Consider the following 24,126-nt stretch of genomic DNA (forward strand, 5'->3'; position numbering starts at 1 on the left):
CTGCAGGCGGGCGTTCAGTCCACGGCGAGGCCGAACTCCTCGGCGCTCTCCTCCAGCCAGTGGAAGAAGCTGCCGGCCAGCGAGCGGAACACGGCGACGTCAAAGCTTCCGCCGGACATGTCGCCGGGCTCCGCCAGCGCCGTGCCGTCCACCCGCCAGAGCACGCCGCCCACATGGGCGATGTCGGTGACGGCCGAACGGCCGGGCGGAAATTCGCGCGGGTGCAGGTCCAGCGGCGCGCCCTTGGCCAGCACGTCGCGCACGGCCGGGCCGGAAAGACGCAGCACGCCGTAACCGGACGACTGGTCCGACACCGAGGCCAGCCCCTGCAGCCGCTGCGCCAGCTCCCTGGCGAAGCGCCAGCCGCCCCCCGGCGAAACCGCCAGCCAGCCGCCAGGCGAGATGCCGACGAAGGCGACGCGGCCGTCGCCGCTGACCGCCGGTTCATCGCGCAGCGCCATGCCCCACAGGGACTGCGCCGCCTGCTGCAGCTCCGGCAGCCGGCCCTTGCGGACGAGCACGGTGGCGAGGCCAAGGCCGGCGCGCTCGCGCACGCTGAGGCCCGGGGCCGCGGGGCGGCCATGCGCCGCCGCCCGCGCCAGCAGACCGGAAAATGGCGAAATGGCTTGCAGGGTGATCTCAGCCATGCTGACGGCTCCCGTCCGGATCAAAGAATGCTGGCGAACACACCTCCACGGCGACGTCGACGCCGCGCAGCAGATCCACCACGCGCAGCTTCTCGCCGATGCGCTGCGGGCCGCGCTTCACCAGGGCGAGGGCGATGAAGGTGTTGAGCGTCGGCGACCAGCAGGCGGAGGTGACATAGCCCTGGTCGTTCTCCGTCGTCGGCGCCGCGCCGGGCTCCAGCACATGGGCGCCGCCGGGCAGCTGCTGCGCCGGATCGAGCGGCTTCAGGCCCACCAGCTGCATGCGTCCGGGATCGGTGAGCCCCTCCCGATACGCCAGCGCCTTGCCGACGAAATCCTTCTTCGGCGACATCATGCGGCCGAGACCGACGTCATGGGCGGTCGTGCCGGTCATTTCGGGACCGCCGACATGGCCCTTCTCGATGCGCATCACGCCCAGCGCCTCGGAGCCGTAGCTGCAGGCGCCGTACTTCTCGCCCGCCGCGTCCAGCGCCCGCGACAGCGCCTCGCCATAATTGGCCGGAACCGAGATCTCATAGGCCAGCTCGCCGGAGAAGGAGATGCGCGCGAGGCGCACCGGCGCGCCGGCCCACTCGAACTCCGCCACGGCCATGAAGGGGAAGGCCTCGCCGGACAGGTCGATGACGTCCCCGAGCAGGTCCTGCAGCAGCGCCCGCGACTTCGGCCCCGCCACCGCATAGCCCGCCCACGCCTCGGTGACCGAGGCCAGCTGCACGTCCAGCTGCGGCCACAGCTTCTGGGCGCAGTAGCAGAGGTGCTTCATCACCCGCGCCGCGTTGGCCGTGGTGGTGGAGATGACGAAATGGTCCTCCGCCAGGCGCAACGCCGTGCCGTCGTCGAGGATGAAGCCGTCCTCGCGCAGCATCACGCCATAGCGCGCCTTGCCGACCGGCAGCCTGGCGAAGGCGTTGATGTACACGCGGTCGAGAAACACGGCGGCGTCCGGCCCCTGCACGTCGATCTTGCCGAGCGTGGAGATGTCGCACACGCCCACATGCGTGCGGGTCGTGGTCACCTCCCGGTTCACAGTGTCGCGCCAGAAGGTCTCGCCCGGGCGGGCGTACCACTGCGGCCGCAGCCACTGCCCGGTCTCGACGAAGGTCGCGCCCCTGGCCTTCGCGTGCTCATGGCCGGACACCAGCCGCGTCGGCCTGAACGCCGCGCCGCGGGCGTGGCCGGCGAACGCGCCTACCGCCACCGGAACGGACGGCGCGCGCGCCGTGGTGGTTCCCACCTTCTCCATGGGGCTGGCCAGCAGCCCGGCGAGGATGGCGTGGCCGTTGACGTTGGAGAGCTTGCCCTGGTCGGTGGCCATGCCGAGCGTGGTGTAGCGCTTCAGCAGCTCCACCGAGCGGAAGCCCTCGCGATGCGCCAGCTCCACGTCGGCGGCGGTGACGTCGTGCTGGAAGTCGACGAAGGCCTTGCCCTTCAGCCGGCGCCCGCCTGGCCCCGTGACCCGCCACAGCGGCGTCATGGCGGCGGGCGCGTCGGCGGCCTGGGGCGCGCCGCCCACGGCGCCGCTGAAGCCGCAGGCCCGGGCGGCGGCGAGGCCCGTCTCATGCCCCGAGCGCAGCGCCGCGCCAAGACCGCGCGCGCCGGCGGCGGCGCCGGCCACCGCCATGCCTGGCGGCAGGTCGCCGGGAAGGAAGGCGGCGTGCGCCTCCGACCACACCGGCCGGTGGTTGAGATGTGTGGTGAGGGCGATCTGCGGGTTGAATCCGCCGGACATGGCCAGCAGGTCGGCGTGGACGTGGTGGCTGCGGCCGTCGGCGTCCAGCACCGTCACGCCGGTGAGCGCCCTGCCGCCGGACGTGCCGGCGGCCACGGCGCCGGTCATGGTCCGCAGGCCCAGCGCCCGCGCCCGCTCCAGCAGCTGCGGGGCGACCTCGCGGCGGGAGTCGACGATGGCCGCCACATTGGCGCCCAGCGCCGCCAGATCGAAGGCGGCCCGCCATGCCTCGTCATTGTTGGCGAAGAACACGGCGTCGCGGCCGGCCAGCACGCCGAAGCGGTTGGCGTAGGCGCGCACGGCCCCGGCCAGCATCACCCCGGGCCGGTCATTGCCGGGGAACACCAGCGGCCGCTCGATGGCGCCGGCGGCCAGCACCGTGCGCTTCGCCACGATACGCCACAGGCGCTGGCGCGGCTTGCCGGCCTGCGGCTGCGGCAGGTGGTCGGAGACCTTCTCCAGCGCGCCGTACGTGCCGCCGTCATAGGCGCCAAACACCACGGCGCGCGGCATCAGCTTCACCTCCGGCATGGCGGCGAGCTCGCCCAGCGCCGCCTCCAGCCACTCGAGGCCCGGGCGGCCGTCGATCTCGCCGCCGGTTTCGGCCAGCAGCCGGCCGCCGAAGCGGAAGTCCTCCTCGCACAGGATGACGCGCGCGCCCGAGCGGCCGGCGGCCAGCGCCGCGGCCACGCCCGCCGGCCCGGAGCCGATCACCAGCACGTCGCAGAAGGCGTAGGCCTTCTCGTAGCGGTCCGGATCGGCCTCTTCGGCGGCGCGGCCGAGGCCGGCGGCGCGGCGGATGGCCGGCTCGTACACCTTCTCCCAGAAGGCGGAGGGCCACTTGAAGGTCTTGTAATAGAAGCCGGCGACGAAAAACGGCGACAGCAGGCTGTTGACGGCGCCGATGTCGAACGTCAGCGACGGCCAGCGGTTCTGGCTGGCGGCGACGAGACCGTCATACAGCTCCACCGTGGTGGCCTTGGCGTTGGGCTCGCGCCGCGCGCCCACGCCAAGCTCGACGAGGGCGTTGGGCTCCTCCGGCCCCGCGGTCATGACGCCGCGCGGCCGGTGATACTTGAAGGAGCGGCCGACCAGCTTCACGCCGCTGGCCAGCAGCGCCGAGGCGAGGGTGTCGCCGGCGCGGCCCTCATAGCTGCGGCCGTCGAAGGTGAAGCGCAGCGGCCGGCCGTGATCGACGAGGCCGTGGCCGGGCACGCGCAGCGGGGCGCCATGGACAGGCGGGGTCATCGTCCGGCCTCCTCTCGCGCCAGGGAAACGGAGAAAATCTCGTGGGTGCGGTTGTCGCGCTCGATCAGCAGCCAGGAGCGGCAGCCATGGTCGTGGAACCACCAGCCGCGGCTGCGCCCCATGGGGTTGTCGCGCAGGTAGACGGCCTCGAACGGGTCTCCGGCCTCGCAGGCCTCGCCGAGGAAGGTGAATTCGCGCAGATCGCGTGATCCGCAATAGGGGCAGTTGATGCGCATGGGTGGCGCTCCTGTCGGGTCTCGCTTGGCGGACCTGCGGGGTCCGCCGCATCCCTGGGGCGCCGCCGGAGGGGCGGCGGCGCTCCGGCCGGTCAGTGCAGGTTTGGCTGCGCGCCCTGGGCTTTCTCGTCGATCATCAGGCCGCGCGCGAAGCGGTCGAGCCGGTAGGCCGCGGCCACGTCGACCGGCTGGCCGGTGGCGATGAGATGGGCGAAGCAGTGGCCGGAGGCGGGCGTGGCCTTGAAGCCGCCGTAGCACCAGCCGGCGTTGAGATAGAGGCCCTCCACCGGCGTCCGGTCGATGATGGGCGAGCCGTCCATGGACATGTCCATGACGCCGCCCCAGGAGCGCAGCATGCGCACGCGGCCGATGCGCGGCATCAGGCTCATGGCGCCCTCGCATACGTCCTCCACCGTCGGCAGGTTGCCGCGCTGGGCGTAGGAGTTGTAGCCGTCGATGTCGCCGCCGAAGACGAGGCCGCCCTTGTCCGACTGCGAGATGTAGAAGTGGCCGGCGCCGTAGGTGACGACGATGTCTATGAACGGCTTGATCGCCTCGGTGACGAAGGCCTGCAGCACGTGGCTCTCGATCGGCAGGCGCAGCCCGGCCATGGCGGCGACGCGCGAGGAGGCGCCGGCCACGGCCACGCCCACCTTTTTCGCCATGATGCGCCCGCGGGTGGTCTCCACCCCGGCGACGGCGCCGCGGGCGTCGCGGATGAAGCCGGTGACCTCGCAGTTCTGGATGATGTCCACGCCGCGTGCGGAGGCGGCGCGGGCGTAGCCCCACACCACGGCGTCGTGGCGGGCGGTGCCGCCGCGGCGCTGCATCAGGCCGCCGCGGATGGGGAAGCGGGCGTTGTCGAAGTTCAGGAACGGCAGCTCGCGGCGCACGTCCTCCGCCGTCAGGTGTTCGGCGTCGACGCCGGCGAGGCGCATGGCGTTGCCGCGGCGGATGAAGGCGTCGCGCTGGGCGTCGGAGTGGTAGAGGTTGAGCACGCCGCGCTGCGACACCATCACGTTGTAGCCGAGATCCTGCTCCAGCCCCTCCCACAGCTTCATGGACAGCTCGTAGAAGGCGGTGTTGCCGGGCAGCAGGTAGTTGGAGCGGATGATGGTGGTGTTGCGGCCGGCGTTGCCGGAACCGATCCAGCCCTTCTCCAGCACCGCGACATTGGTGACGCCGTGGTTCTTCGCCAAGTAATAGGCCGTGGCGAGGCCATGGCCGCCGCCGCCGACGATGATGACGTCATAGGCGTCCTTCGGCGCGGCGTCGCGCCAGGCTGGCTTCCAGTGACGGTGACCGGTCAGCGCGTTGACCGCCAGGGAGAGGAATGAATAACGCATGGGAAGCCCGTTTCCCTGAATGGCTCCGGAGCGGCGCGCGCGGCCCCGGAGCCGCAAGACGATGAAGGAGGCGCCTCAGCCCATGCGGGCCGACGCGTAGTCGCCGGGGCTGGCCGGGAACACCACCGTGCGGTCGCCGTTCAGGAACACGCGGTGGTGGATGTGGGCGTGGATGGCGCGCGACAGCACCTGGGCCTCGATGTCACGGCCGATCGACACATAGTCGGCGGCGTTCTGGGCGTGGGTGATGCGGGCGACGTCCTGCTCGATGATCGGCCCCTCGTCGAGATCGGCGGTGACGTAATGGGCGGTGGCGCCGATGAGTTTCACGCCGCGCCGGTAGGCCTGCTTGTAGGGATTGGCGCCCTTGAAGCTCGGCAGGAACGAGTGGTGGATGTTGATGATCCGCCCGGACATGGCCTGGCACATCCCGTCCGAGAGGATCTGCATGTAGCGGGCGAGCACGATCAGCTCCGCCCCCGAGGCGCGCACGATCTCCATGATGCGCGCCTCGGCCTCCGGCTTGTTCTGCGGCGTCACCGGAATGTAGTGGTAGGGAATGTCGTGGTTCACCACCAGCTTCTGGTAGTCCAGATGGTTGGAGATGACGGCCACGATGTCGATGGGCAGGGCGCCGATCTTCCAGCGGTAGAGGATGTCGTTCAGGCAGTGGCCGAAGCGCGACACCATCAGCACCACCTTCATGGGGCGGGCGGCGTCGTGGAACTCGGCGTGCATGCCGAATTCGGCGATCACCGGCGCGAAGGCCTCGCGGATCTCGTCAAGGCCCGCCCCCTCCTCCGAGGTGAAGGCGATGCGCATGAAGAAGCGGCGGCTTTCGACGTCGTCGAACTGCGCGCTGTCGTCGATGTTGCAGCCCTTGCCGGCGAGGCAGCTGGAGATGGCCGCGACGATGCCGCGGCGCGAGGCGCAGGTGACTGTGAGAATGTACTGGCTCATGGCGTGGACTTTCGTCGTCGCTGCGCGCGGAGCGGCGCGCGCCCGGGAGACGGGCGCCGTGGGCGACGGCGCCGCGTGAGCATCCGGGACGTCAGACATCGAGGGTGTTTTCGCGCTCCCAGGCGGTCAGGTGGCTGCAGTAGCTCTGCCATTCCTGCATCTTCAGCTTGACGTAGGCGGCCGAAAAATCGGCCCCCATGGCCTGGTTGAGGCTTTCGTCGGCCTCATAGGCCCGCAGCGCGTCGAGCAGGTTCAGCGGCAGCTTCGGCGCGTCGGTGATGGTGTGCCCCTCCTGGTACATGTCGATGTCGTGGTGCGGCCCGGGGTCGGCCTGGGTGCGCAGGCCGTCGAGACCGGCGGCGATGATCACCGCCTGCAGCAGGTAGGGGTTGGCGGCGCCGTCGGGCAGGCGCAGCTCGAAGCGGCCGGGGCCGGGCACGCGCACCATGTGGGTGCGGTTGTTGCCGGTCCAGGTGACCGAATTCGGCGCCCAGGTGGCGCCCGAGATGGTGCGCGGCGCGTTGATGCGCTTGTAGGAGTTGACCGTCGGGTTGCAGATGGCCGCCATCGCCGGGGCGTGCTTCATGATGCCGCCGAGAAAGTGCCGGCCGCTGTCCGAGAGGCCGAAGGGCTTCGACGGGTCGGCGAAGGCATTGGTCTTGCCATCCAGGTCCCACACCGAGATGTGGACGTGGCAGCCGTTGCCGGTGAGGCCCATGAACGGCTTGGGCATGAAGGTGGCGCGCAGCCCGTGCTTCTCGGCGATGGACTTGACGAGGAACTTGAAGAACGAGTGCCTGTCCGCGGTGTTGAGGACGTCGTCATACTCCCAGTTCATCTCGAACTGGCCGTTGGCGTCCTCATGGTCGTTCTGGTAGGGCTTCCAGCCCAGCCCGATCATGGCGTCGCAGATCTCGGCGATGACGTCGTAACGGCGCATCACCGCCTGCTGGTCGTAACAGGGCTTCACCGCGGTGTCCTGCGGGTCGGAGATCTGCTGGCCGTCGCGGGTGGTGAGGAAGAACTCGGGCTCGACGCCGGTCCTGACGCGCAGGCCCATCTGCGCCGCCTCGTCGATAAGGCGCTTGAGCACCACGCGCGGCGCCTGCATCACCGGCTTCTTCTCCATGACGCAGTCGGAGGCGACCCACGCCACGTCCGGCCGCCACGGCAGGCGGATGACGGAGGGCGCGTCCGGCACGGCGAACAGGTCCGGATGCGCCGGGGTGAGATCCAGCCAGGTGGCGAAGCCGGCGAAACCGGCGCCGTCCGCCTGCATGTCGGCGATGGCCTGGGCGGGCACCAGCTTGGCGCGCTGTCCGCCCATCAGGTCGGTGTAGCTGACCATGAAGTACTTTACGCCAGTTTCCGCGGCGTAGGCGGCGAGATCAGTGATCATGACAGCCCTTGACTGAACCTGGGTGAGAGCGCCGCGCCGCCCGGTGGCGCGCCGGCAGCCGCAACCCCCTGTTGGATGACTTGCCTCCGGTCCTGGCGGCGGCGCGCCGTCAGGACCGCGCTCCGGTGACGGAAGGGCCGGGACGGCCCTCCGGCGACGGCTCACAGGCCGCCGGCGACCCCCGGGATCCAGCTGGTGCCGGCGAGCGGCACCCTGGCCATGGCGGCCGCCTCGATGGTGAGGGCCACCAGGTCCTCCGGCTCCAGGTTGTGGACGTGGTTGTGGCCGCAGGCGCGGGCGATGGTCTGCGCCTCCAGGGTCATCACCTTGAGGTAGTTGGCGAGGCGCCGGCCGGCGGCCACCGGATCAAGGCGCGCGGCCAGCTCCGGGTCCTGGGTGGTGATGCCGGCCGGATCGCGGCCTTCGTGCCAGTCGTCATAGGCGCCTGCGGTGGAGCCGAGCGCCTGGTACTCCGCCTCCCAGCGCGGGTCGTTGTCGCCGATGGCCACCAGGGCGGCGGTGCCGATGGCCACCGCGTCGGCGCCCAGCGCCAGGGCCTTGGCCACGTCGGCGCCGGAGCGGACGCCGCCGGAGACGATGAGCTGCACCTTGCGGTGCATGCCAAGGTCCTGCAGGGCCTGCACCGCCGGACGGATGCAGGCCAGCGTGGGCATGCCGACATGCTCGATGAACACGTCCTGGGTGGCGGCGGTGCCGCCCTGCATGCCGTCGATCACCACCACGTCGGCGCCGGCCTTCACGGCGAGGGCCGTGTCGTAATAGGGCCGCGCGCCGCCCACCTTCACGTAGATCGGCTTCTCCCAGCTGGTGATCTCGCGCAGCTCGAGAATCTTGATTTCGAGATCGTCCGGGCCGGTCCAGTCCGGATGGCGGCAGGCGGAGCGCTGGTCGATGCCCTTCGGCAGGTCGCGCATCCGGGCGACGCGGTCGGAGATCTTCTGGCCCAGCAGCATGCCGCCGCCGCCGGGCTTGGCCCCCTGGCCCACCACCACCTCGATGGCGTCGGCGCGGCGCAGGTCGCGCGGGTTCATGCCGTAGCGCGACGGCAGGTACTGGTAGACCAGGATCTGGCTGTGGCCGCGCTCCTCGTCGGTCATGCCGCCGTCGCCGGTGGTGGTGGAGGTGCCCGCAAGGGTGGCGCCGCGGCCCAGCGCCTCCTTGGCCGGGCCGGACAGCGCGCCGAAGCTCATGCCGGCGATGGTGATCGGGATCTTCAGCGTGACCGGCTTCTTCGCGTAGCGCGTGCCGAGCACCACGGTGGTGTCGCACTTCTCCCGGTAGCCCTCGAGCGGATAGCGCGAGATCGAGGCGCCGAGGAACAGCAGGTCGTCAAAGTGGGGCAGCCTGCGCTTGGCGCCGCCGCCGCGAATGTCATAGATGCCGGTGTTCGCGGCGCGACGGATCTCGGCGAGCGTGTAGTCGTCGAAAGTCGCGGACTTCCGCGGCGGGGTGCGGAAAGAAGATTGCGCCGTCATGGCCCCCTCCGTCAGTAAGAGTCGACGTTGTCGATGTGGAAGTTGTAGAGCTTGCGGGCCGAGCCGTAGCGGCGGAATTCTTCCGGCTTCACGCCGGTGATCCCCGCCTTTTCAAGAAGGTCCGCGACGATGGCTAGGTGTTCCGGCCGCATTTCCTTCTCGATGCAGTCGGCGCCGAGGCTGTCCACCCTGCCGCGCACGAACAGGCGCGCCTCATAGAGGCTGTCGCCGAGGGCGTCGCCGGCGTCGCCAAGCACCACCAGATTGCCGGACTGGGCCATGAAGGCGGACATGTGGCCGATGGAGCCCTCGACGACGATGTCGATGCCCTTCATCGAGATCCCGCAGCGCGAGGAGGCGTTGCCGCGGATCACGAGCAGGCCGCCATGGCCGGTGGCGCCGGCGTACTGGGAGGCGTCGCCCTCCACCACCACCTTGCCGGACATCATGTTCTCGGCGACGCCCGGCCCGGCCGAGCCGTGGACGATGATCTCGCCGCCGTCGTTCATGCCGGCGCAGTAGTAGCCGACCGGGCCGTGGATGCGCACGGTGACGGGCCGGTCCACGCCCACGGCCACCGCATGGGCGCCGCGCGGGTTGTAGACGTCGAATTCGGTGTCGTTGGCGGCTGCGGTGACGGAGTGCAGGGCCTCATTCAGGCTGCGCAACGGCGTTTCCGCCAGGTCGAACGCGGGCATGGTCATGCTCCAGGAACCGGCGCAGTTTCGCGGGAGCGGCGCGGCGCTCCGGCGCCGAAACTGCGTTCATCAGGGACAGGGACGGCGGCCGCCGCCGCGGGACGGCCGCGCTTGCGCGCGGGAAGCGGGGCTCAGGCGGCCTCGCGCTCCCAGAAGTAGACGGTGGCCGGACGCGGCTCCCACACGCGGGCGCGCTCGACGCCCGGCAGGCCGGCGAAGGCGCGGTATTCGGAGCCGAAGGCCACGTACTGGTCCGTCTCGGCCATCACCGCCGGCTTGCAGGCGATGGGATCGCGCAGCACGCCGAAGCCGCTCTTCGTGCCGACCACGAAGGTGAAGAAGCCGTCCAGCTCCTGCAGGGCGCCGGTCAGCGCCTCGCCAAGGCCGAGGCCGGCGGCGATCTGCTGCGAAATGAAGGCGGCGGCGACCTCGGAGTCGTTCTCGGTCTCGAAGGTCATGCCGAGGGCCTTCAGGCGCCGGCGCAGGTTGTTGTGGTTGGACAGCGAGCCGTTGTGCACCAGGCACTGGTCCGGGCCGGTGGAGAACGGATGGGCGCCCAGGGTGGTGACGGCGGACTCGGTGGCCATGCGGGTGTGGCCGACGCCGTGCGTGCCGGACATGGCGGCGATGCCGAAGCGCTTCACCACGTCGGCCGGCAGGCCCACCTCCTTGAAGATGGCGATGTTCTCGCCGGCGCTCATCACGCGCAGGCGCGGGCTGATCTCGCGCAGGGCGGCGCGGGCGGCCTCCAGCCGGCTGGCGGCGACGGTGATGATGGCGTGGGTGTCGCGCACGTCCACGTCCGCTTCCCCAACAGTCGCGGCCAGCTTTTCCGCAAGTCCGGTGTAATCGCGGGCAGGATCCGGCGTCTGGACAGTAATGCGCGCCATTCCCTCCACGCCGCCGCCGTAAATGGCGATGCCGGCGCTGTCCGGTCCACGGTCAGTCATCGTAACCAGCATGTCCGCAAGCAGTGCGCCAAGGCGCGGCTCCAGCGCCTTGTCCTTCAGAAACAGCCCAACAATGCCGCACATTGGTAGCGCCTTTCGTATGAACCTGTCGGATTCAACCTTGCAGGGAACGCGGCCAAATTCAACTAAAAAGAATAAAAGTTTCCTGAATGGCAAAAATTTCCGCAAACCGGTCCGCAGGCGGGCGCCGTTCGCCCGCCTCGTGGGCAGAATCCGCGGCCCGTCGCCCAATTGGCGGGCAGCGACAGTCCACAGGGGACGGCGCGCCCCGGCGCGGGGCCGCGACGCGCCGCGACTGTCGCGCCTTCCGCCGCCGCGCGCCCCCTCCCCGACCGGGTAGGGGACGGCGGGTTCCGGCGCATGCCCGGCCCGCACGCGCCGCCATGGGCAAGGGCAGCAGCTGGGGACGAGCGGGCGCCGCGGCCGGAATGCGGCCGGCGGACCGGGCGCGCGGAGCGCTGGCGCCGCGCCGGCCCGCGGCGACAAAAAAGGCCCCACGCCGGGACGTGGGGCCGTCGGGATCAGTCCGCGCGGACGCCGCGTCCGCGGGGAGCCGGCGGCGCCGCGCGGGGCGGCGCCGCCACTCTCATTCGGCGCCGGCCGGCTTCAGCACGCCCACCGTGGCCGCGGCGCCCGGAGCGGCCGTCACCGCCTCGCCCAGCTGGGCGTCGTCGAGGCGGTAGCCGCGTTCGCCGTGCGAGGCGAGGTCGAGGCCCATCTGCTCGTCCTCGGGGCTGACGCGCAGCCCGACCAGGGCGTCGGCGATCTTCAGGCAGATCCAGGTGCTGACCGCCGAATAGGCGGCGCTGAACGCCAGCAGCAGGGCCTGCACGCCAAGCTGGGAGACCAGGTCGCGCCCCTCGGCGAAACCGAGGCCGCCGAGCACCGGCAGGGCGAACACCGAGGTCAGCAGGCAGCCGGCGATGGCGCCGACGCCATGCACGCCGAAGGCGTCGAAGGAGTCGTCGTAGCCGAAGCGGTGCTTGAGCGACTCAACGGCCCACACGCACGGCAGCGCCGACAGGAAGCCCACCGCCAGCGAGCCGGCCGGACCGACGAAGCCGCAGGCCGGGGTGATGCCGACGAGGCCTGCCACCAGGCCCGACACGGCGCCCAGGGTGCTGGCGCGGCCGCGGTGCGCGCGCTCCGCCGCCATCCAGCCAAGCGCGCCGCCGGCGCCGCCGAGGAAGGTGTTGAGCATCACCAGCGAGGAGAAGCCGTTGACCACCAGGGCGCAGCCGCCGCAGAACGCCAGCCAGCCGACCCACAGCAGGCAGGCGCCGGTGGTGGTCAGCGTCAGGTTGTGCGGCGCCATCATGGTGGAGCCGTAGCCCATGCGCGGGCCGATGACGAGCGCGGCGACCAGCGCGGCGACGCCCGCGTTCAGGTGCACCACATTGCCGCCGGCGAAGTCCTGCGCGCCCATCTGGAAGGCCCAGCCGTTGGCGCTCCAGCCCATGTGCGCCATGGGCGCGAAGTTCAGCACCAGCCACAGCGCCATGAAGATGAGCACGGCGGAGAAGCGGATGCGCTCGGCGAAGGCGCCGACGATGATCGCCGGGGTGATGCCGGCGAACATCAGCATGAACATCGCGTAAGCGTATTCGGAGACCGTGCCGGTGACGCTCTCCTGGGTGATGTTGGCGAAGAACGCCTTGGACAGGCCGCCGATGACCGGCTGGAAGCCGCCGGCTTCATCGAAGGCGAGCGAATAGCCGATGATCACCCACGCCACGGCGACGACCGCACAGGTGGCGACGACGTGGGTCATCACCGAAAGCACGTTCTTGGCGCGGCTGAGGCCCGCGTAAAACATGGCGAGGCCCGGAACCGTCATCAGCATGACGAACATGGCGCACATGATGACGAAACCGGTGTCCGCACCGTTTATCGTGGGCCTGGCGGCTTCCTCCGCCAGCGCGGGCGCAGCGAACAGAAGGCCGGGCGCGAGCGCGCCCCAGTATCTCGCTCTTGTCATCTCCCCACCTCGCTGACTTGCCGACGCGCGCCAGAGGCGCCTCCGGCGTCGATTGCTGTCGAGCGAATTAGTGCGGAGGGGCGCAGAGCGAACAACGTCAAATCCGGCGGAGGCGCCCATGAAACGCCCAGCCGGCGCCTGAATAACATGCGAAATAATCATGACGCGCGCCTGCCGGCGAAAGTTGTCCGGCAAGAATTCCGGGCAATTACAGCGTCATCTGTTATGGGGAGCGCGCGCCGGGGACGAAGACGCGCAAGGCTTCACGCCGGCGTCATGACTTTGTTACAAAGCTGTTTCCGGGACGCGGGCGGGCGGCGGGCGCGCCGCGGGCGCAGCCGCCAAATTGGGCGCCGCGCCGTCGCGCGGGCGACCGGCCTGGGGCGGAGACGGGAAAATTTCTTCATACGAAATTTTTATTCCTTGCGCGGCCGGAACGCCCGTGCCAAAGATGGACGGACGGCGCCGGGCCTGCCAGCGCCGGTGAGGCCGCGCCGGCGGGCGGCGACGCCTCTCCCGGGAGACGCCATGCCTGCACGCCGCCGTTCCAGCTCCGCCCTCCCCGCCAGCGTCGCCGTTCAGGACGCCGAGATGAACGCAAGGCTCCAGCAGAATCCGCACGCCGTCCGCGAGCCGCGGAACAACAATCTTGAAGCGGCCATCGGCCATGAGGTGCGCGCGCTGCGGCGCAAGCTGGGCATCACGGTGGCGGAGCTGGCGGCCAACACCGGCCTCTCGGTGGGGATGCTGTCGAAAATCGAGAACGGCAACATCTCGGCGTCGCTCACCACGCTGCAGGCGCTGTCGCGGGCGCTGGGGGTGCCGATCACGGCGCTGTTCCGCGGTTTTGAGGAGAAGCGGGCGGCGGTGTTCGTGAAGGCCGGAACCGGCGTGGAGCTGGAGCGGCGCGGCACCCGCGCCGGCCACCAGTACAGCCTGCTCGGCCACATCGGCGACAACACCAGCGGCGTGACGGTGGAGCCCTATCTGATCACGCTCACCGACCGTTCGGACGTGTTCCCCACCTTCCAGCACAGCGGCCTCGAGTTTCTTTACATGCTGGAAGGCGAGGTGGTGTACCGCCACGCCGACGACACCTTCCGCATGCAGCCGGGCGACAGCCTGTTTTTCGACGCCGACGCCCCGCACGGCCCGGTGGAGCTGGTGAAGCTGCCGATCCGCTATCTCTCCATCATCTCCTACCCGCAGGGCCGCGGCGAGAACGACTGATCCCGGCGGGCCGGTCAGCGCGCGCCGCCGGCGCCCAGAATCTGCGCCAGGCGCGCCACGCCCACCCGCACCTGCAGGGGCGTGAGGCTGGCGTAACCCATCAGCACCCAGCCGGCCGCGTAGCTGACGCCCGGATATTCATGGCCGCCGCCGGCCTGCACCGTATACAGGCCGATGTTGCGGCTGCGGGCGCGGGCGCACAGGCTGTAGGCGCCGCCGAAGCGCTCGGGAAAGCGCACGGCGACATGGGTTCCCGCCTCGGCGCCCATCACCGGCAGGCGGCCAAAGCGCTGCTCCAGCTGCGTCTTCAGCATGTCGCGGCGGGCCAGATACTGCTGGCGCATGCGGCGCAGGTGGCGCACGAAACCGCCAGACTGGATGAAGCGCGCCAGCGCCACCTGCTCCAGCCACACATGGCCGTTGTCAAGCAGCGCCTTGGCCGTGGCCGCCGCCTGCGCCAGATGCTCGGGAAAAATCATGTAGCCGATGCGCAGCCCCGCCCCGAGCGTCTTGGAGAAGGTGGCCAGGTAGATGACGTTGTCCGGGCTCATGGCCTTGAGCGCCGGCAGCAGCGCGCCGTCGTAACGGAATTCGGAATCATAATCGTCCTCGATGACATAGGCGCCGTTGCGCGCGGCCCAGCGCAGCAGCGCCTGGCGCCGCTCCAGCGCCAGCGTCGGCCCCATGGGAAACTGGTGCGAGGGCGTCACATAGGCGAGGCGCGCCCGCTCCCCCTCCAGGCGGTCTGTCTGCAGGCCGCGGGCGTCCACCGGAACCGGCCGCAAGCGCAGGTTGTAGCTCTCGAACAGGTAGGCCGCGCCCTAGTTGCAGGGATTCTCGACCACGATCTCCCCGGCCTCGCGCATCAGCAGCCGCAGGGTCAGGTTGAGGGCGAGCTGTGCGCCGGCGACGATGACGATCTGCTCCGGCCGCGCCTGCACGCCGCGGGCGCGCGCCACATGGTCGGCGATGGCGCAGCGCAGCTCCATCAGTCCGCAGGGATCGCCATATTCGGTGAGCCCGGAGCCGGGATTGGCCAGCGCCTGCTGCACGATGCGCCGCCATGTCCTGACCGGAAACGCCGCCGGATCGGTGCGCTGCGGCCAGAAATCGATGGGGATCGTCTCGCTGTTGAGAATGGTGTGGGCGCGGCCGGTGAACTGCGGCGCCGGCGGGCGGCTGTGGCCGGCCGTCCCGGGCTGCGGCGCCGGGCGGGCGCTCACCGCCTCGTCCGGCAGCACCTGGCTGACGAAAGTGCCGACCATGGGCCGGGTGGTCAGATAGCCCTCGTTAATGAGCCGCTCATAGGCGAAGATCACCGAATTGCGCGATACGCGCAGCTCGCTGGCCAGCGCCCGCGACGACGGCACCGGCGCGCCCGGCGCCAGCCGGCCGGAGACGATCTGCTCCCGAATCCGCTCGAATATCTGTTCCTGCAGGCTGCGTTCGCCAGCACGGTCCAGCGTGATCAGCAGGCTTGTCACCGGATGTGCGCTCCTTCCTGCGGGCGCCGCCGCCCGCGCCGCGCCCGGCGCCGGCGGGCCCGGACCAGCGCGGATGCTAGCGCCGCCAGGGCCATGGCGCCACTGGCGCCGCCGCCGCCCGTGAATGCGTCAGCGCCTGCCGGGATTCGTGCGCATTGTCATGGACATGCGCCGGAAACGGCGCCGCCGCGGCGGCCCGCCGGCGCGACGGCTGATGGGTCCAGTCCGTCCCCGCGGCGCAGGTCCAGCGCCGCCGCCACATTGACCTGGCGGCGGCCGCGCCCGCTAATCGCAGCCAGCAAGCCTCCCGGGCGCGGACCCGCGGCGCCGGCCTCCGGCGCAGGCGCGGCCGGCCCGCGCCACGCCCCGGTATGTTCATGTCCGATAACGCAGATTGCCCGGCCACGGCGCCGGGCGCGCTGTTCCCCCCCGCCCTGCTGGACGCCGCCTCCCGGGCCCTTGCGGCGGCGCGCCGGCAGGGCGTCCGCATCGTGACGGCCGAGACCGTGACCGCCGGCCTGGTCAGCGCCTGCCTGACCTCGGTGTCCGGCGCCTCGGACGTGTTTGAGCGCGGTTTCGTGCTGTACCACGCGAGCGCCAAGGCCACGGGGCTCGGCGTCGACGCGTGCGTCGCCCGGCTCCATGGCGCGGTGAGCGCCGAGGTGACCCGCGGCCTCGCCGAAGGCGCGCTCGCCAGCTCCACCGCCGGCGTGTCGGTGGCGGTCACCGGCTACGCCGGGCCGGGCGGCGGCAATGGGCGCAATCCGGTGGGCACCGTGTATCTGGCGGCGGCGCGCCAGGGCCATCCGACCCTGGAGACGCGGCGCCAGTTCCCGGGCCCGCGCGACGCCGTGCGCATGGCCGCCCTCTCCGCCGCCCTGGAGCTGCTGGTCGTCCGGCTGGCGGACTGACGGCCGTGAGCGGCGCGCGCATCCCCGTCCTGCTGCTCACCGGCTTTCTCGGCGCCGGCAAGACCAGCGCCCTGCGGCGCGCGCTCGCCGCCGGCGCCTTTCGCGACGCGGCGATCGTCATCAATGAGGCGGGCGCGGCGGGCGTCGACCACCTGCTGGTGGAGAAAGGCGACGAGGAGGTCACGCTGCTGGAAGGCGGCTGCCTGTGCTGCCGCGCGCAGGGCGGGCTTCCCGCCGCCCTCGCCGGGCTGCTGCGCCGGCGCGACGCCGGCGCGGCGCCCCCGTTCAGCCGGGTGATCGTGGAGACCAGCGGCCTCGCCAATCCGGCGGCGCTGCTCGCCTCGGTCATGGCCGGCGGTCCGGCGGCGCGCCGCTTTGCGCTCGCCGGCGTGACGACCGTGGTCAACGCGGCCGCCATCCGCGAGGTCTGGGAGCGGTTTCCCGAGGCGCGCGCCCAGACGGCGCTGGCCGACGCGCTGCTGGTCACCCATGGCGACCTGATGACGGAGGCGGCGCTGGCCGGGGTGACGGCGTGGCTGCGCGGGCTCAATCCGGCCGCGTCCGTCGCGGACGCGCGTCCCGGCCGCATGGCTCCGGCCGCCCTGTGGCCGCAGGCGGCCCCCGCGGCGGGCGCCGCCGGCTGCATGACGGCGCGGCCTGTCGCCGACGACGCCGGCGCCAGCGACTTCTGCGTGCGCGCCCGGCGCTTCGGCGGCTGGCTGGATCCGGAGGCGCTCGACGCCTGGCTGGAGCGCTGGACCGGCCTGCTCGGCCCGGCGCTGCTGCGCGTGAAGGGCGTGGCGCGCGTGCGCTCCGTTCCGGCCCCGGTCGCGCTGCATGTGGTCCAGGGATATGTCCACGCCCCGCAGACGGCGCCGGGCCTGCCGACGGGCGCGGCCGGCTGCCGCATGGCGCTCGTCGCTGCCGGCGTCGACGGCGCGATCCTCGACGACGCCCTCGACGAGCTGGAGGCGCTGGCGACGCCCGCATGACGGCGCCCGCCGCGGCGACTGGCGCCAGGAACCAGCCAGCAGCCGGCTCTACCCGATGGCGCCAGCGCCCCCTACCGTCAGCGTCCAGACGTTCCGGCGCGCGCCGCCGGGGCCCGTTTCTCCCGAGGATTCCATGGTCAGGCAGTTCACCGGAACATGCGGCGTCGTGCCCGCTCTCGACAGTGATTCCGTCGAACGGATTGAGGAGGTCGTCCGGGCGACCAGCGGCGTGGAGGGCGTCGCCGGCTACAAGATCGGCCTGTCGTCGGCGCTGCGGCTTGGTCTTGCGGAGTCGGTCCGCCGCCTGCGCGACCTCACTGACCTGCCGTTGCTGTATGACCACCAGAAGGCGGGCCCGGACATGCCGGACATGGCGGGCACGTTCGCCCGGCTGTGCGCCGAAGCCGGCGTCGACGGGCTGGTCCTGTTCCCGGTCGCCGGTCCCACGGCCGTGCGCAGGTTCACCGGCGAGGCGCGCGCCAGCGGCCTCATTCCGGTGGTCGGGGGCGAAATTCCCGCGCCCGATTACTGCGTCTCCGGCGGTGGCTATCTGGCGGACGACGCCCTCGACCGGATTATCGCCGAAGCCGCCGGAGCCGGCGCTGACCACTTCGTGCTGCCGGCGCGCGCGCCCGGGCGCATCGCCCGCTGGAGCGGCTGGATCAGCGCCCGTGTGGCGGACCCGGTGGTGTTCCTCACCGGTTTCGGCCCGCTCGGCGGCGCCATCGCCGACGCCTTCGCCGCCTCAGCCGCCTGTCCGCGCCGGTTCGCCATCGTTGGCCGGCTGGTCACCGCCGCGGCGGACCCCGCCGACGCCGTCAGGCGGCTTTACGCCGAAATGCAGGCTGCCGGCTGAAGGCCGCGGCGGCCGCGCGCGGCCGGATCCGTCCGGCGGCAGCCCGCATCCATCAGGAACACGCGTCCATGAACGTCACCGCTCCGTCCTGGCCGGCGGCATCTTACGTCAACGGCGCCTTTGTCTCCGCCGGCGACGGCGCGACGCTCGCGGTGCTCAATCCGGCCACCGGCCGGGAGATCGCGCGGGTCGCCGGCACCGGCCCGGCCACCGTCGACGCCGCGGCGGCGGCGGCGAGGGCCGCTTTCGACGAGGGCCCGTGGCCGCGCACGCCGCCGTTCGAGCGTGGCCGCGTGCTGCAGAAAATCAGCGACGCCATCAGCGCGCGGCTGGAGGAGCTCGCGGTTATCGAGGCGCTGGACGCGGGCAAGCCCATCGCCGCCGCCCGCCGCGAGGTCGCCGGCGCGGCGCGGGTGTTCGCCTATTACGCCGGGGCGATGGACAAGTTCCCGGGCGACACGCTGCCGGTGGACCGCCACCTGCTCAGCCTCACCCTGCGGGAGCCGCTCGGCGTCGTGGCGCAGGTCACGCCGTGGAACTTTCCGCTGCTGGCGGCGGCATGGAAGCTGGCGCCGGCGCTGGCTGCCGGCTGCGCGGCGGTGCTCAAGCCCTCGCCGCTGACGCCGCTGTCGACGCTCGTGCTGGCGCAGATCGCCGGCGAATGCGGCGCGCCGCCCGGCGTGGTGAACGTCATCCCCGGCGACGGGGAGGCGGGCGCGCGCCTCGTCAGTCACCCGCAGGTGGACGGCGTCTCCTTCACCGGCTCCACCGCCGTGGGCGTGGCCGTGGCCAGGGCGGCGGCCGCGGGCGTGAAAAAGGTGGCGCTGGAGCTTGGCGGCAAGAACGCCTGCGTGATTTTCGCCGACGCCGACATGGAGCGGGCGGCGCAGGCGGCCGTCGCCGCCGCCTTCGGCAACGCCGGCCAGTCCTGCTCGGCCCGCTCGCGCATTCTCGTGCAGCGCACGGCGATGCCAGCGTTTGAGGCGGCGTTTCTGGCGGCCGTCGCCGCGCTGCGCCCCGGCGACACCATGGATGAGGCCACGACGCTGGGGCCGCTGGCGTCGCAGGCCCAACGCGACGCGGTGGAGGCGCATGTGGCGGCGGCGAAGGCCAGCGGCCTGCGCCTGCTGTGCGGCGGCGGCCGCATCGCCGGCCTGCCCGGCTTCTATCTGGAGCCGGCGGTGTTCAGCGACGTCGGTCCGGAGCATCCGCTGTTCCAGACCGAAGTGTTCGGACCGGTGGCGAGTCTCACGCCGTTCGACGACGAGGCCGGGGCCATCCGCCTCGCCAACGCCACCGACTACGGGCTGAACGGCTCGGTGTGGTCGCGCGACCTCGGCCGGGCGCTGCGCACGGCCCGGGCCATGCGCGCCGGCTCGGTGGCGGTCAACGGCCTGCCCAGCGCCAGCATGCACGCCCTGTTCACGCCGTTCGGCGGCTACCGCCGCTCCGGCGTCGGGCGCGAGCTCGGCCTGGCGGCCATCGATTTCTACACGGAGCTCAAGACCATCACGCTCGATCTGGCGGCGTGACGGCGTCTCCTGGCGGAGGAACCTGCAGATGCTGACGGCGATAACGGGCGGCGTGCTGATAGACGGTCTTGGCGGCGATCCGGTGCGCGACGCCGTGGTGGTGATCGGGGACGACCGCATCCTTGCGGCCGGCCCCGGGCGCAGCGTGCGGGTTCCGGCGGGCGCGCGGGTGCTCGACGCCGCCGGGCGCACCATCCTGCCGGGGTTCATCGACACCCACGTGCACTGCACCTACCGCGCGCGCGACATGCGCCAGCACCTGCTCAACCCGCCCACCTACAACGTGCTGAAATCCATCGAGATCCTGCGCGAAACGCTTGCCTGCGGCGTCACCACGGCGCGCGACATGGGCGGCGCTGACGCCGGCTTCCGCCAGGCCCTCGCCGAGGGGCTGGTGGACGGGCCGCGGCTGATGATCGCCATCGGCATGGTGTCGCAGACCGGCGGCCACGGCGATTACTGGACGCCGGCGGACCTGCGGGTGAAGAAACGCGCCTGGCTGCCGGACACCGTCGCCGACGGCGTGGACGGCATGCGCCGCATGGTGCGCGAGCTGCTGATGCGCGGCGCCGACTTCATCAAGATCTGCGCCACCGGCGGCATCACCTCGGTGACCGACAGCTGGGACGAGCCGCAGTTCACCGTGGAGGAGATCCGCGTGGCCGTAACCGAGGCGGCGGCCCGGGGCAGGCATGTGGCCGCGCACGCCGAAGGCCGCGCCGGCATCAACAACGCCCTTCGCGCCGGCGTGCACAGCCTGGAGCACGGCTGGTTCATCAATGAGGAGAGCATCGACCTGCTGCTGCAGACCGGCGCCTGGTGGACGCCCACCCTCGCGCTGGTGCCGCTCTCCGTCGCCCGCCGCCAGAAAGACAGCACGTGGGCCGCCAGCCAGCTCGGCCGCGAGGACGAGAAGGACGCCCAGATTTACGCCCTGATGCAGCGGCAGGTTCCGCTGTGGAAGGAAGCGGTGCGCCGCGGCGTGAAAGTGGCGTTCGGCACCGACCAGTCGCACCGCCTGCTGGTGGGCGAAAACCTGGTGGAGCTCGGCTTCATGGTCGACTGGCTCGGCATGTCGCCGATGCAGGCCATTGTCTGCGCCACCAGCCGGGCGGCCGAGTGCATCGGCATGCCCGACGCCGGCGCCGTCGCGCCCGGCAAATACGCCGACATTCTCGTGGTGGACGGCGATCCGCTGGAGAACATCCGCATTCTTGAAGAGCGCGCCCGCCTGCACCTGGTGATGAAGGGCGGCCGCCCCTTCACCTGCGCGCTGTGACCGCGCCAAGAACCTGGAGGAGCAGAACCGTGCAGCTCAACCGTTTCATGATCCGGCAGCTCGTTCAGGCGGCGCTGGACGAGGAGATCGGCGCCGGCGACACCACCGGCGGCTTTCTTGTGGGAGACGATCCGGTGCAGACCGGCCAGATCTACGCCAAGGCCCGCGGCGTCATCTGCGGCCTGCTGCTCGCCGACGAAACCATCCGCCAGATCGAGCCGGCGGCGACCGTCGAACATCTCGTGCGCGACGGCGACGTCGTCGAGCCCGGCCAGGTGCTGATGAAGGTGACGGCCCGCGCCTCCACCTTTTTCATCGTCGAGCGCCCCGCGCTGGACTGGATCCAGCAGATGTCCGGCGTCGCCACCAGGACCCGCCGCTACGTCGAGCTGGTGCGCCACACCGGCGTGCGGCTCACCGACACCCGCAAGGGCTGGCCGGGCCTGCGCCGGGTGATGAAATACGCCGTGCGCGTGGGCGGCGCCCACAACCACATCTTCAACCTCGGCAACTGCATCCTGGTGAAGGACAACCACATCAAGATCGCCGGATCCATCACCGAGGCGGTGCGCATCCTGCGCGAGCGGGCGCAGCACACCTTCCGCATCGAGGTGGAGTGCGAGACCCTTGACATGGTGCAGGAGGCGCTCGACTGCGGCGTCGAGGTGATCATGTTCGACAACATGGACCTCGACGAGATCCGCGAGGCGCTGAAGCTGGTGAACGGCCGGGCGATGACCGAGGCCTCCGGCGGCATCAACGAGAACACCATCGTGCCCGTGGCCGAAACCGGCGTCGACATCATTTCCGTGGGAGAACTCACCCACACGATCAGGGCCCTCGACTGTTCGCTGGACGTGAAGGACATCAAGCCCAGCGCCCGCCGGACCATCGGGCGGCTGCGCGCCGGCGCATGACCGGGCGGTCGCGCAGCGAGGGCGCCGCGGCCGCCGTCCGCCGGACCGCCGCCGGCGCGGCGCCGGCGGCGGGACTGGCCGCGCTGCCGGGCGCGGACCGGATCCGTTACTGGCTGCTGGACCTCGACGACACCCTCTACCCCCGCTCCGCCGGGCTGCATGAACAGATGCGCCGGCGGGTGGTCAGCTTCATCATGGCGCGGCTGTCGCTGGACGAAGCCGCCGCGGCGGCGCTCCACCAGGCGTATTACGCGCGTTTCGGCGCCACCGTGCGCGGGCTGGCGCAGCTGCACGGCGTGGCGCCGGAGGAGTTCCTCGCCCACGTCCACGCCGTCGATCTGGCGCCGCTGGCGCCAAATCCCAAACTGAAACAGGTACTGTCGGCGCTGCCCGGCCGGCGCATAATCGTCACCAACAGCCCCCGGGCGCACGCGGAGCGCGTGCTGGCTGCGCTCGGCGTGGCGGACGCGATCGACGGCATTGTCGCGATCGAGGACAGCGCGTACCGGCCCAAGCCGGACGCCGCCGCCTGCGAGGCCTGCATCCGCCGCCACGGCGTCGCGCCAGAGCGGGCGCTGATGGCGGACGACCGGCTCATGAACCTGCGTGCGCCGGCGGCGCTGGGCATGCGGACGCTTCTGGTGGACGAAGACGGCGTCTCCACCGGGCAGGACGCGGGCTTCACCGTCGACGCAACCGCAAGATCGCTGGTTTCATTCCTGACCTCATGAAAAGACCCGCAAGAAATGACAGGTCTTTTCATTTGCGTCTTTTCGTGCGGCAAAACCATTTCCAATTTCATCGGAATGTGAAAAATTTGTTCACGGAGCGCGCAAACTAAGAAAACACCTTGCGCAGTCCCCTGTGTTATTATCCGATGAAACAGGGGGAACAGCGATGACGCACGTTCACGACAGGCTTCACCTCCCGGTCTCCCGCCGGATACTGGCGCGCTGGCTGGGCGCGCTCGCCGGCGCCCTGCTCGCGGGGGCCGCCCTGACCGCCGCGCCCGCCATGGCTGAAACGGTGGTGAAGATCGGCATCGTCCAGGCCACATCCGGCGGTTCCGCCGCCCTGTACGGCACGATGCAGAAAAACGGCGCTCTGCTGGCGATCGACGAAATCAACGCCTCCGGCGTCCTCGGGGACATCCGGCTCGTGGGCCTGCATGAAGACGACGCCGGCGACCGTGGCCAGAGCGTCAACATCTTCCAGCGCATGATCAACAAGGACAGGGTGGCGGTCATCCTCGGCCCAACCCTGGCCAACTCCGCTTTCGCCGCCGATCCGCTGGCCCAGCGCGCGAAGGTGCCGGTGATCGCCAGCTCCAACACCGCGCCCGGCATCACCGCCATCGGCACATATATTTTCCGCACCAGCCCGCCGGAGAACGTGGTGTTTCCCGGGGTGCTGAAATGGGCGCGCGAAAAACACGGCGTCCGCACCGCCGCGCAGATCTACGGCATCGACGACATGCTGATGAAGACCGCCTATGCGGTGCAAAAGCAGGCGCTGGAAACGGCGGGGATCAGGATCGTCGCCACCGAGACGTTCCAGAAGGGCGACGTCGACTATTCGGCGCAGCTCACCAAGATCCGGGCGGCCAGTCCGGACGCGATCGTCATCGGCGGCCTCGCCGAGGAGACCGCCAACATCGTGCGCCAGGCGCGCCAGCTCGGCATCCCCCCGGGCACGGTGATCATGGGAGCCAACGCCGCCATCTCCAGCAAGCTGGCGGAGCTCGCCGGCAAGGCGGCGGACGGCTTCCTCGTCGGCTCGGGCTGGTTCATCGGCTACGACGACCCGGTGAACCGCAGGTTCGTGGAGGCCTACAAGGCGCGCTACAACAGCCTGCCCGACAATTTCGCCGCCCAGGCCTACACCGCCGTCTACGCCTTCGCCGACGCGCTGAAGCGGGCGGGCGGCGCAGGCGACAGCGAGAAGCTCCGCGACGCGATCGCCAGCGTCAGGGACCTGCCCTCGCCGTCCGGCCCGTTCAGCTTCGACAGGGACCGCGAGCCGGTCATCACTCCCAAGGTGCTGACAATGCGCGACGGCAGGTTCGTTCTGGCCGGCTCTGAATGAGCCGGTCCGCGCCCCCGCGGACCAGGGGCGCGCGCGCAACTGACGGCGCGGCGGAACATGGCGCGCGGCGCGGCCGCGGGCCTGGCCGCGCCGGCGATGTCCCTGCCGCCG

21 protein-coding genes are annotated in these 24,126 nt (G+C 71.1%); 9 read left to right on the forward strand and 12 right to left on the reverse strand.

All coding sequences use genetic code 11. The features are described from left to right. Positions 1-14: 14 nt before the first annotated feature. The 10 genes from ACFFJB_RS01415 to ACFFJB_RS01460 all read right to left on the reverse strand — a co-directional run bounded on the left by ACFFJB_RS01415 (position 15) and on the right by ACFFJB_RS01460 (position 12,729). Positions 15-647 (reverse strand): sarcosine oxidase subunit gamma, encoded by a 633-nt coding sequence (locus ACFFJB_RS01415; protein WP_376828944.1) that lies wholly within the window; start codon positions 645-647, stop codon positions 15-17. Next, complete coding sequence (locus tag ACFFJB_RS01420) at positions 640-3,645, reverse strand: sarcosine oxidase subunit alpha family protein (RefSeq protein WP_376828946.1); 3,006 nt, start codon at positions 3,643-3,645, stop codon at positions 640-642. The genes ACFFJB_RS01415 and ACFFJB_RS01420 overlap by 8 nt, the downstream gene beginning before the upstream one ends. After that, positions 3,642-3,881 carry a sarcosine oxidase subunit delta gene (locus tag ACFFJB_RS01425; RefSeq protein WP_376828947.1) on the reverse strand — a complete coding sequence of 80 codons (240 nt, stop codon included), beginning with the start codon at positions 3,879-3,881 and terminating at the stop codon, positions 3,642-3,644. The genes ACFFJB_RS01420 and ACFFJB_RS01425 overlap by 4 nt, the downstream gene beginning before the upstream one ends. 92 nt (positions 3,882-3,973) lie before the next feature. Then, positions 3,974-5,227, reverse strand: coding sequence for a sarcosine oxidase subunit beta family protein (locus ACFFJB_RS01430; RefSeq protein WP_376828949.1), 1,254 nt, complete (start codon positions 5,225-5,227; stop codon positions 3,974-3,976). A 75-nt stretch (positions 5,228-5,302) separates the two neighbouring features. Beyond that, the gene (gene purU, locus ACFFJB_RS01435) at positions 5,303-6,187 is read right to left on the reverse strand and encodes a formyltetrahydrofolate deformylase (RefSeq protein WP_376828951.1); all 885 of its coding nucleotides are present in this window, start codon (positions 6,185-6,187) and stop codon (positions 5,303-5,305) included. A gap of 91 nt (positions 6,188-6,278) precedes the next feature. Beyond that, the gene (gene glnT, locus ACFFJB_RS01440) at positions 6,279-7,586 is read right to left on the reverse strand and encodes a type III glutamate--ammonia ligase (RefSeq protein ID WP_376828953.1); all 1,308 of its coding nucleotides are present in this window, start codon (positions 7,584-7,586) and stop codon (positions 6,279-6,281) included. Positions 7,587-7,747: 161 nt separating this feature from the next. Then, on the reverse strand, positions 7,748-9,082 hold the full coding sequence (locus ACFFJB_RS01445) for an FMN-binding glutamate synthase family protein (protein WP_376828955.1): 1,335 nt from the start codon (positions 9,080-9,082) through the stop codon (positions 7,748-7,750). Between the two features lie 11 nt (positions 9,083-9,093). Further along, entirely contained in the window at positions 9,094-9,780 is a 687-nt protein-coding gene (locus ACFFJB_RS01450; protein WP_376828957.1) for a GltB/FmdC/FwdC-like GXGXG domain-containing protein, read from the reverse strand. 131 nt (positions 9,781-9,911) lie between these two features. Further along, positions 9,912-10,814, reverse strand: a complete 903-nt coding sequence (locus ACFFJB_RS01455; RefSeq protein ID WP_376828959.1) for a class II glutamine amidotransferase — start codon at positions 10,812-10,814, stop codon at positions 9,912-9,914. 523 nt (positions 10,815-11,337) lie between these two features. Continuing rightward, a complete protein-coding gene (locus ACFFJB_RS01460) occupies positions 11,338-12,729 on the reverse strand; it encodes an ammonium transporter (protein WP_376828961.1) in 1,392 nt (463 codons plus the stop codon). A gap of 591 nt (positions 12,730-13,320) precedes the next feature. Between ACFFJB_RS01460 and ACFFJB_RS01465 the strand changes: the two genes are divergently transcribed. Continuing rightward, complete coding sequence (locus ACFFJB_RS01465; RefSeq protein ID WP_376828963.1) at positions 13,321-13,959, forward strand: helix-turn-helix domain-containing protein; 639 nt, start codon at positions 13,321-13,323, stop codon at positions 13,957-13,959. A 14-nt stretch (positions 13,960-13,973) separates the two neighbouring features. Here the strand turns inward: ACFFJB_RS01465 and ACFFJB_RS01470 are convergent, their stop codons facing one another. Beyond that, positions 13,974-14,744 (reverse strand): aminotransferase-like domain-containing protein, encoded by a 771-nt coding sequence (locus ACFFJB_RS01470; RefSeq protein WP_376828964.1) that lies wholly within the window; start codon positions 14,742-14,744, stop codon positions 13,974-13,976. 36 nt (positions 14,745-14,780) lie between these two features. Beyond that, on the reverse strand, positions 14,781-15,443 hold the full coding sequence (locus ACFFJB_RS01475) for an aminotransferase class I/II-fold pyridoxal phosphate-dependent enzyme (RefSeq protein WP_376828966.1): 663 nt from the start codon (positions 15,441-15,443) through the stop codon (positions 14,781-14,783). Positions 15,444-15,820: 377 nt separating this feature from the next. On the opposite strand from ACFFJB_RS01475, the gene ACFFJB_RS01480 reads away from it, so the two are divergent. From ACFFJB_RS01480 to ACFFJB_RS01515, 8 genes are all read left to right on the forward strand, one after another. Further along, a complete protein-coding gene (locus ACFFJB_RS01480) occupies positions 15,821-16,354 on the forward strand; it encodes a CinA family protein (protein ID WP_376828968.1) in 534 nt (177 codons plus the stop codon). Between the two features lie 5 nt (positions 16,355-16,359). Continuing rightward, positions 16,360-17,346 (forward strand): CobW family GTP-binding protein, encoded by a 987-nt coding sequence (locus ACFFJB_RS01485; protein WP_376828970.1) that lies wholly within the window; start codon positions 16,360-16,362, stop codon positions 17,344-17,346. A gap of 133 nt (positions 17,347-17,479) precedes the next feature. Continuing rightward, positions 17,480-18,202 (forward strand): orotidine 5'-phosphate decarboxylase / HUMPS family protein, encoded by a 723-nt coding sequence (locus ACFFJB_RS01490; RefSeq protein WP_376828972.1) that lies wholly within the window; start codon positions 17,480-17,482, stop codon positions 18,200-18,202. Between the two features lie 68 nt (positions 18,203-18,270). Then, the gene (locus tag ACFFJB_RS01495) at positions 18,271-19,734 is read left to right on the forward strand and encodes an aldehyde dehydrogenase family protein (RefSeq protein WP_376828974.1); all 1,464 of its coding nucleotides are present in this window, start codon (positions 18,271-18,273) and stop codon (positions 19,732-19,734) included. Positions 19,735-19,762: 28 nt separating this feature from the next. Continuing rightward, positions 19,763-21,013, forward strand: a complete 1,251-nt coding sequence (locus tag ACFFJB_RS01500) for a metal-dependent hydrolase family protein (protein ID WP_376828976.1) — start codon at positions 19,763-19,765, stop codon at positions 21,011-21,013. 29 nt (positions 21,014-21,042) lie between these two features. After that, a complete protein-coding gene (nadC, locus tag ACFFJB_RS01505; RefSeq protein ID WP_376828978.1) occupies positions 21,043-21,930 on the forward strand; it encodes a carboxylating nicotinate-nucleotide diphosphorylase in 888 nt (295 codons plus the stop codon). Then, positions 21,927-22,661 carry a pyrimidine 5'-nucleotidase gene (locus tag ACFFJB_RS01510; RefSeq protein WP_376828980.1) on the forward strand — a complete coding sequence of 245 codons (735 nt, stop codon included), beginning with the start codon at positions 21,927-21,929 and terminating at the stop codon, positions 22,659-22,661. Before nadC ends, ACFFJB_RS01510 begins: the two co-directional genes overlap by 4 nt. Before the next feature lie 166 nt (positions 22,662-22,827). Then, on the forward strand, positions 22,828-24,015 hold the full coding sequence (locus ACFFJB_RS01515) for an ABC transporter substrate-binding protein (RefSeq protein WP_376828982.1): 1,188 nt from the start codon (positions 22,828-22,830) through the stop codon (positions 24,013-24,015). Positions 24,016-24,126 lie beyond the last annotated feature (111 nt).

The sequence above is a fragment of the Camelimonas abortus genome, from assembly GCF_042432745.1.
GTDB lineage: Bacteria > Pseudomonadota > Alphaproteobacteria > Rhizobiales > Beijerinckiaceae > Camelimonas > Camelimonas abortus.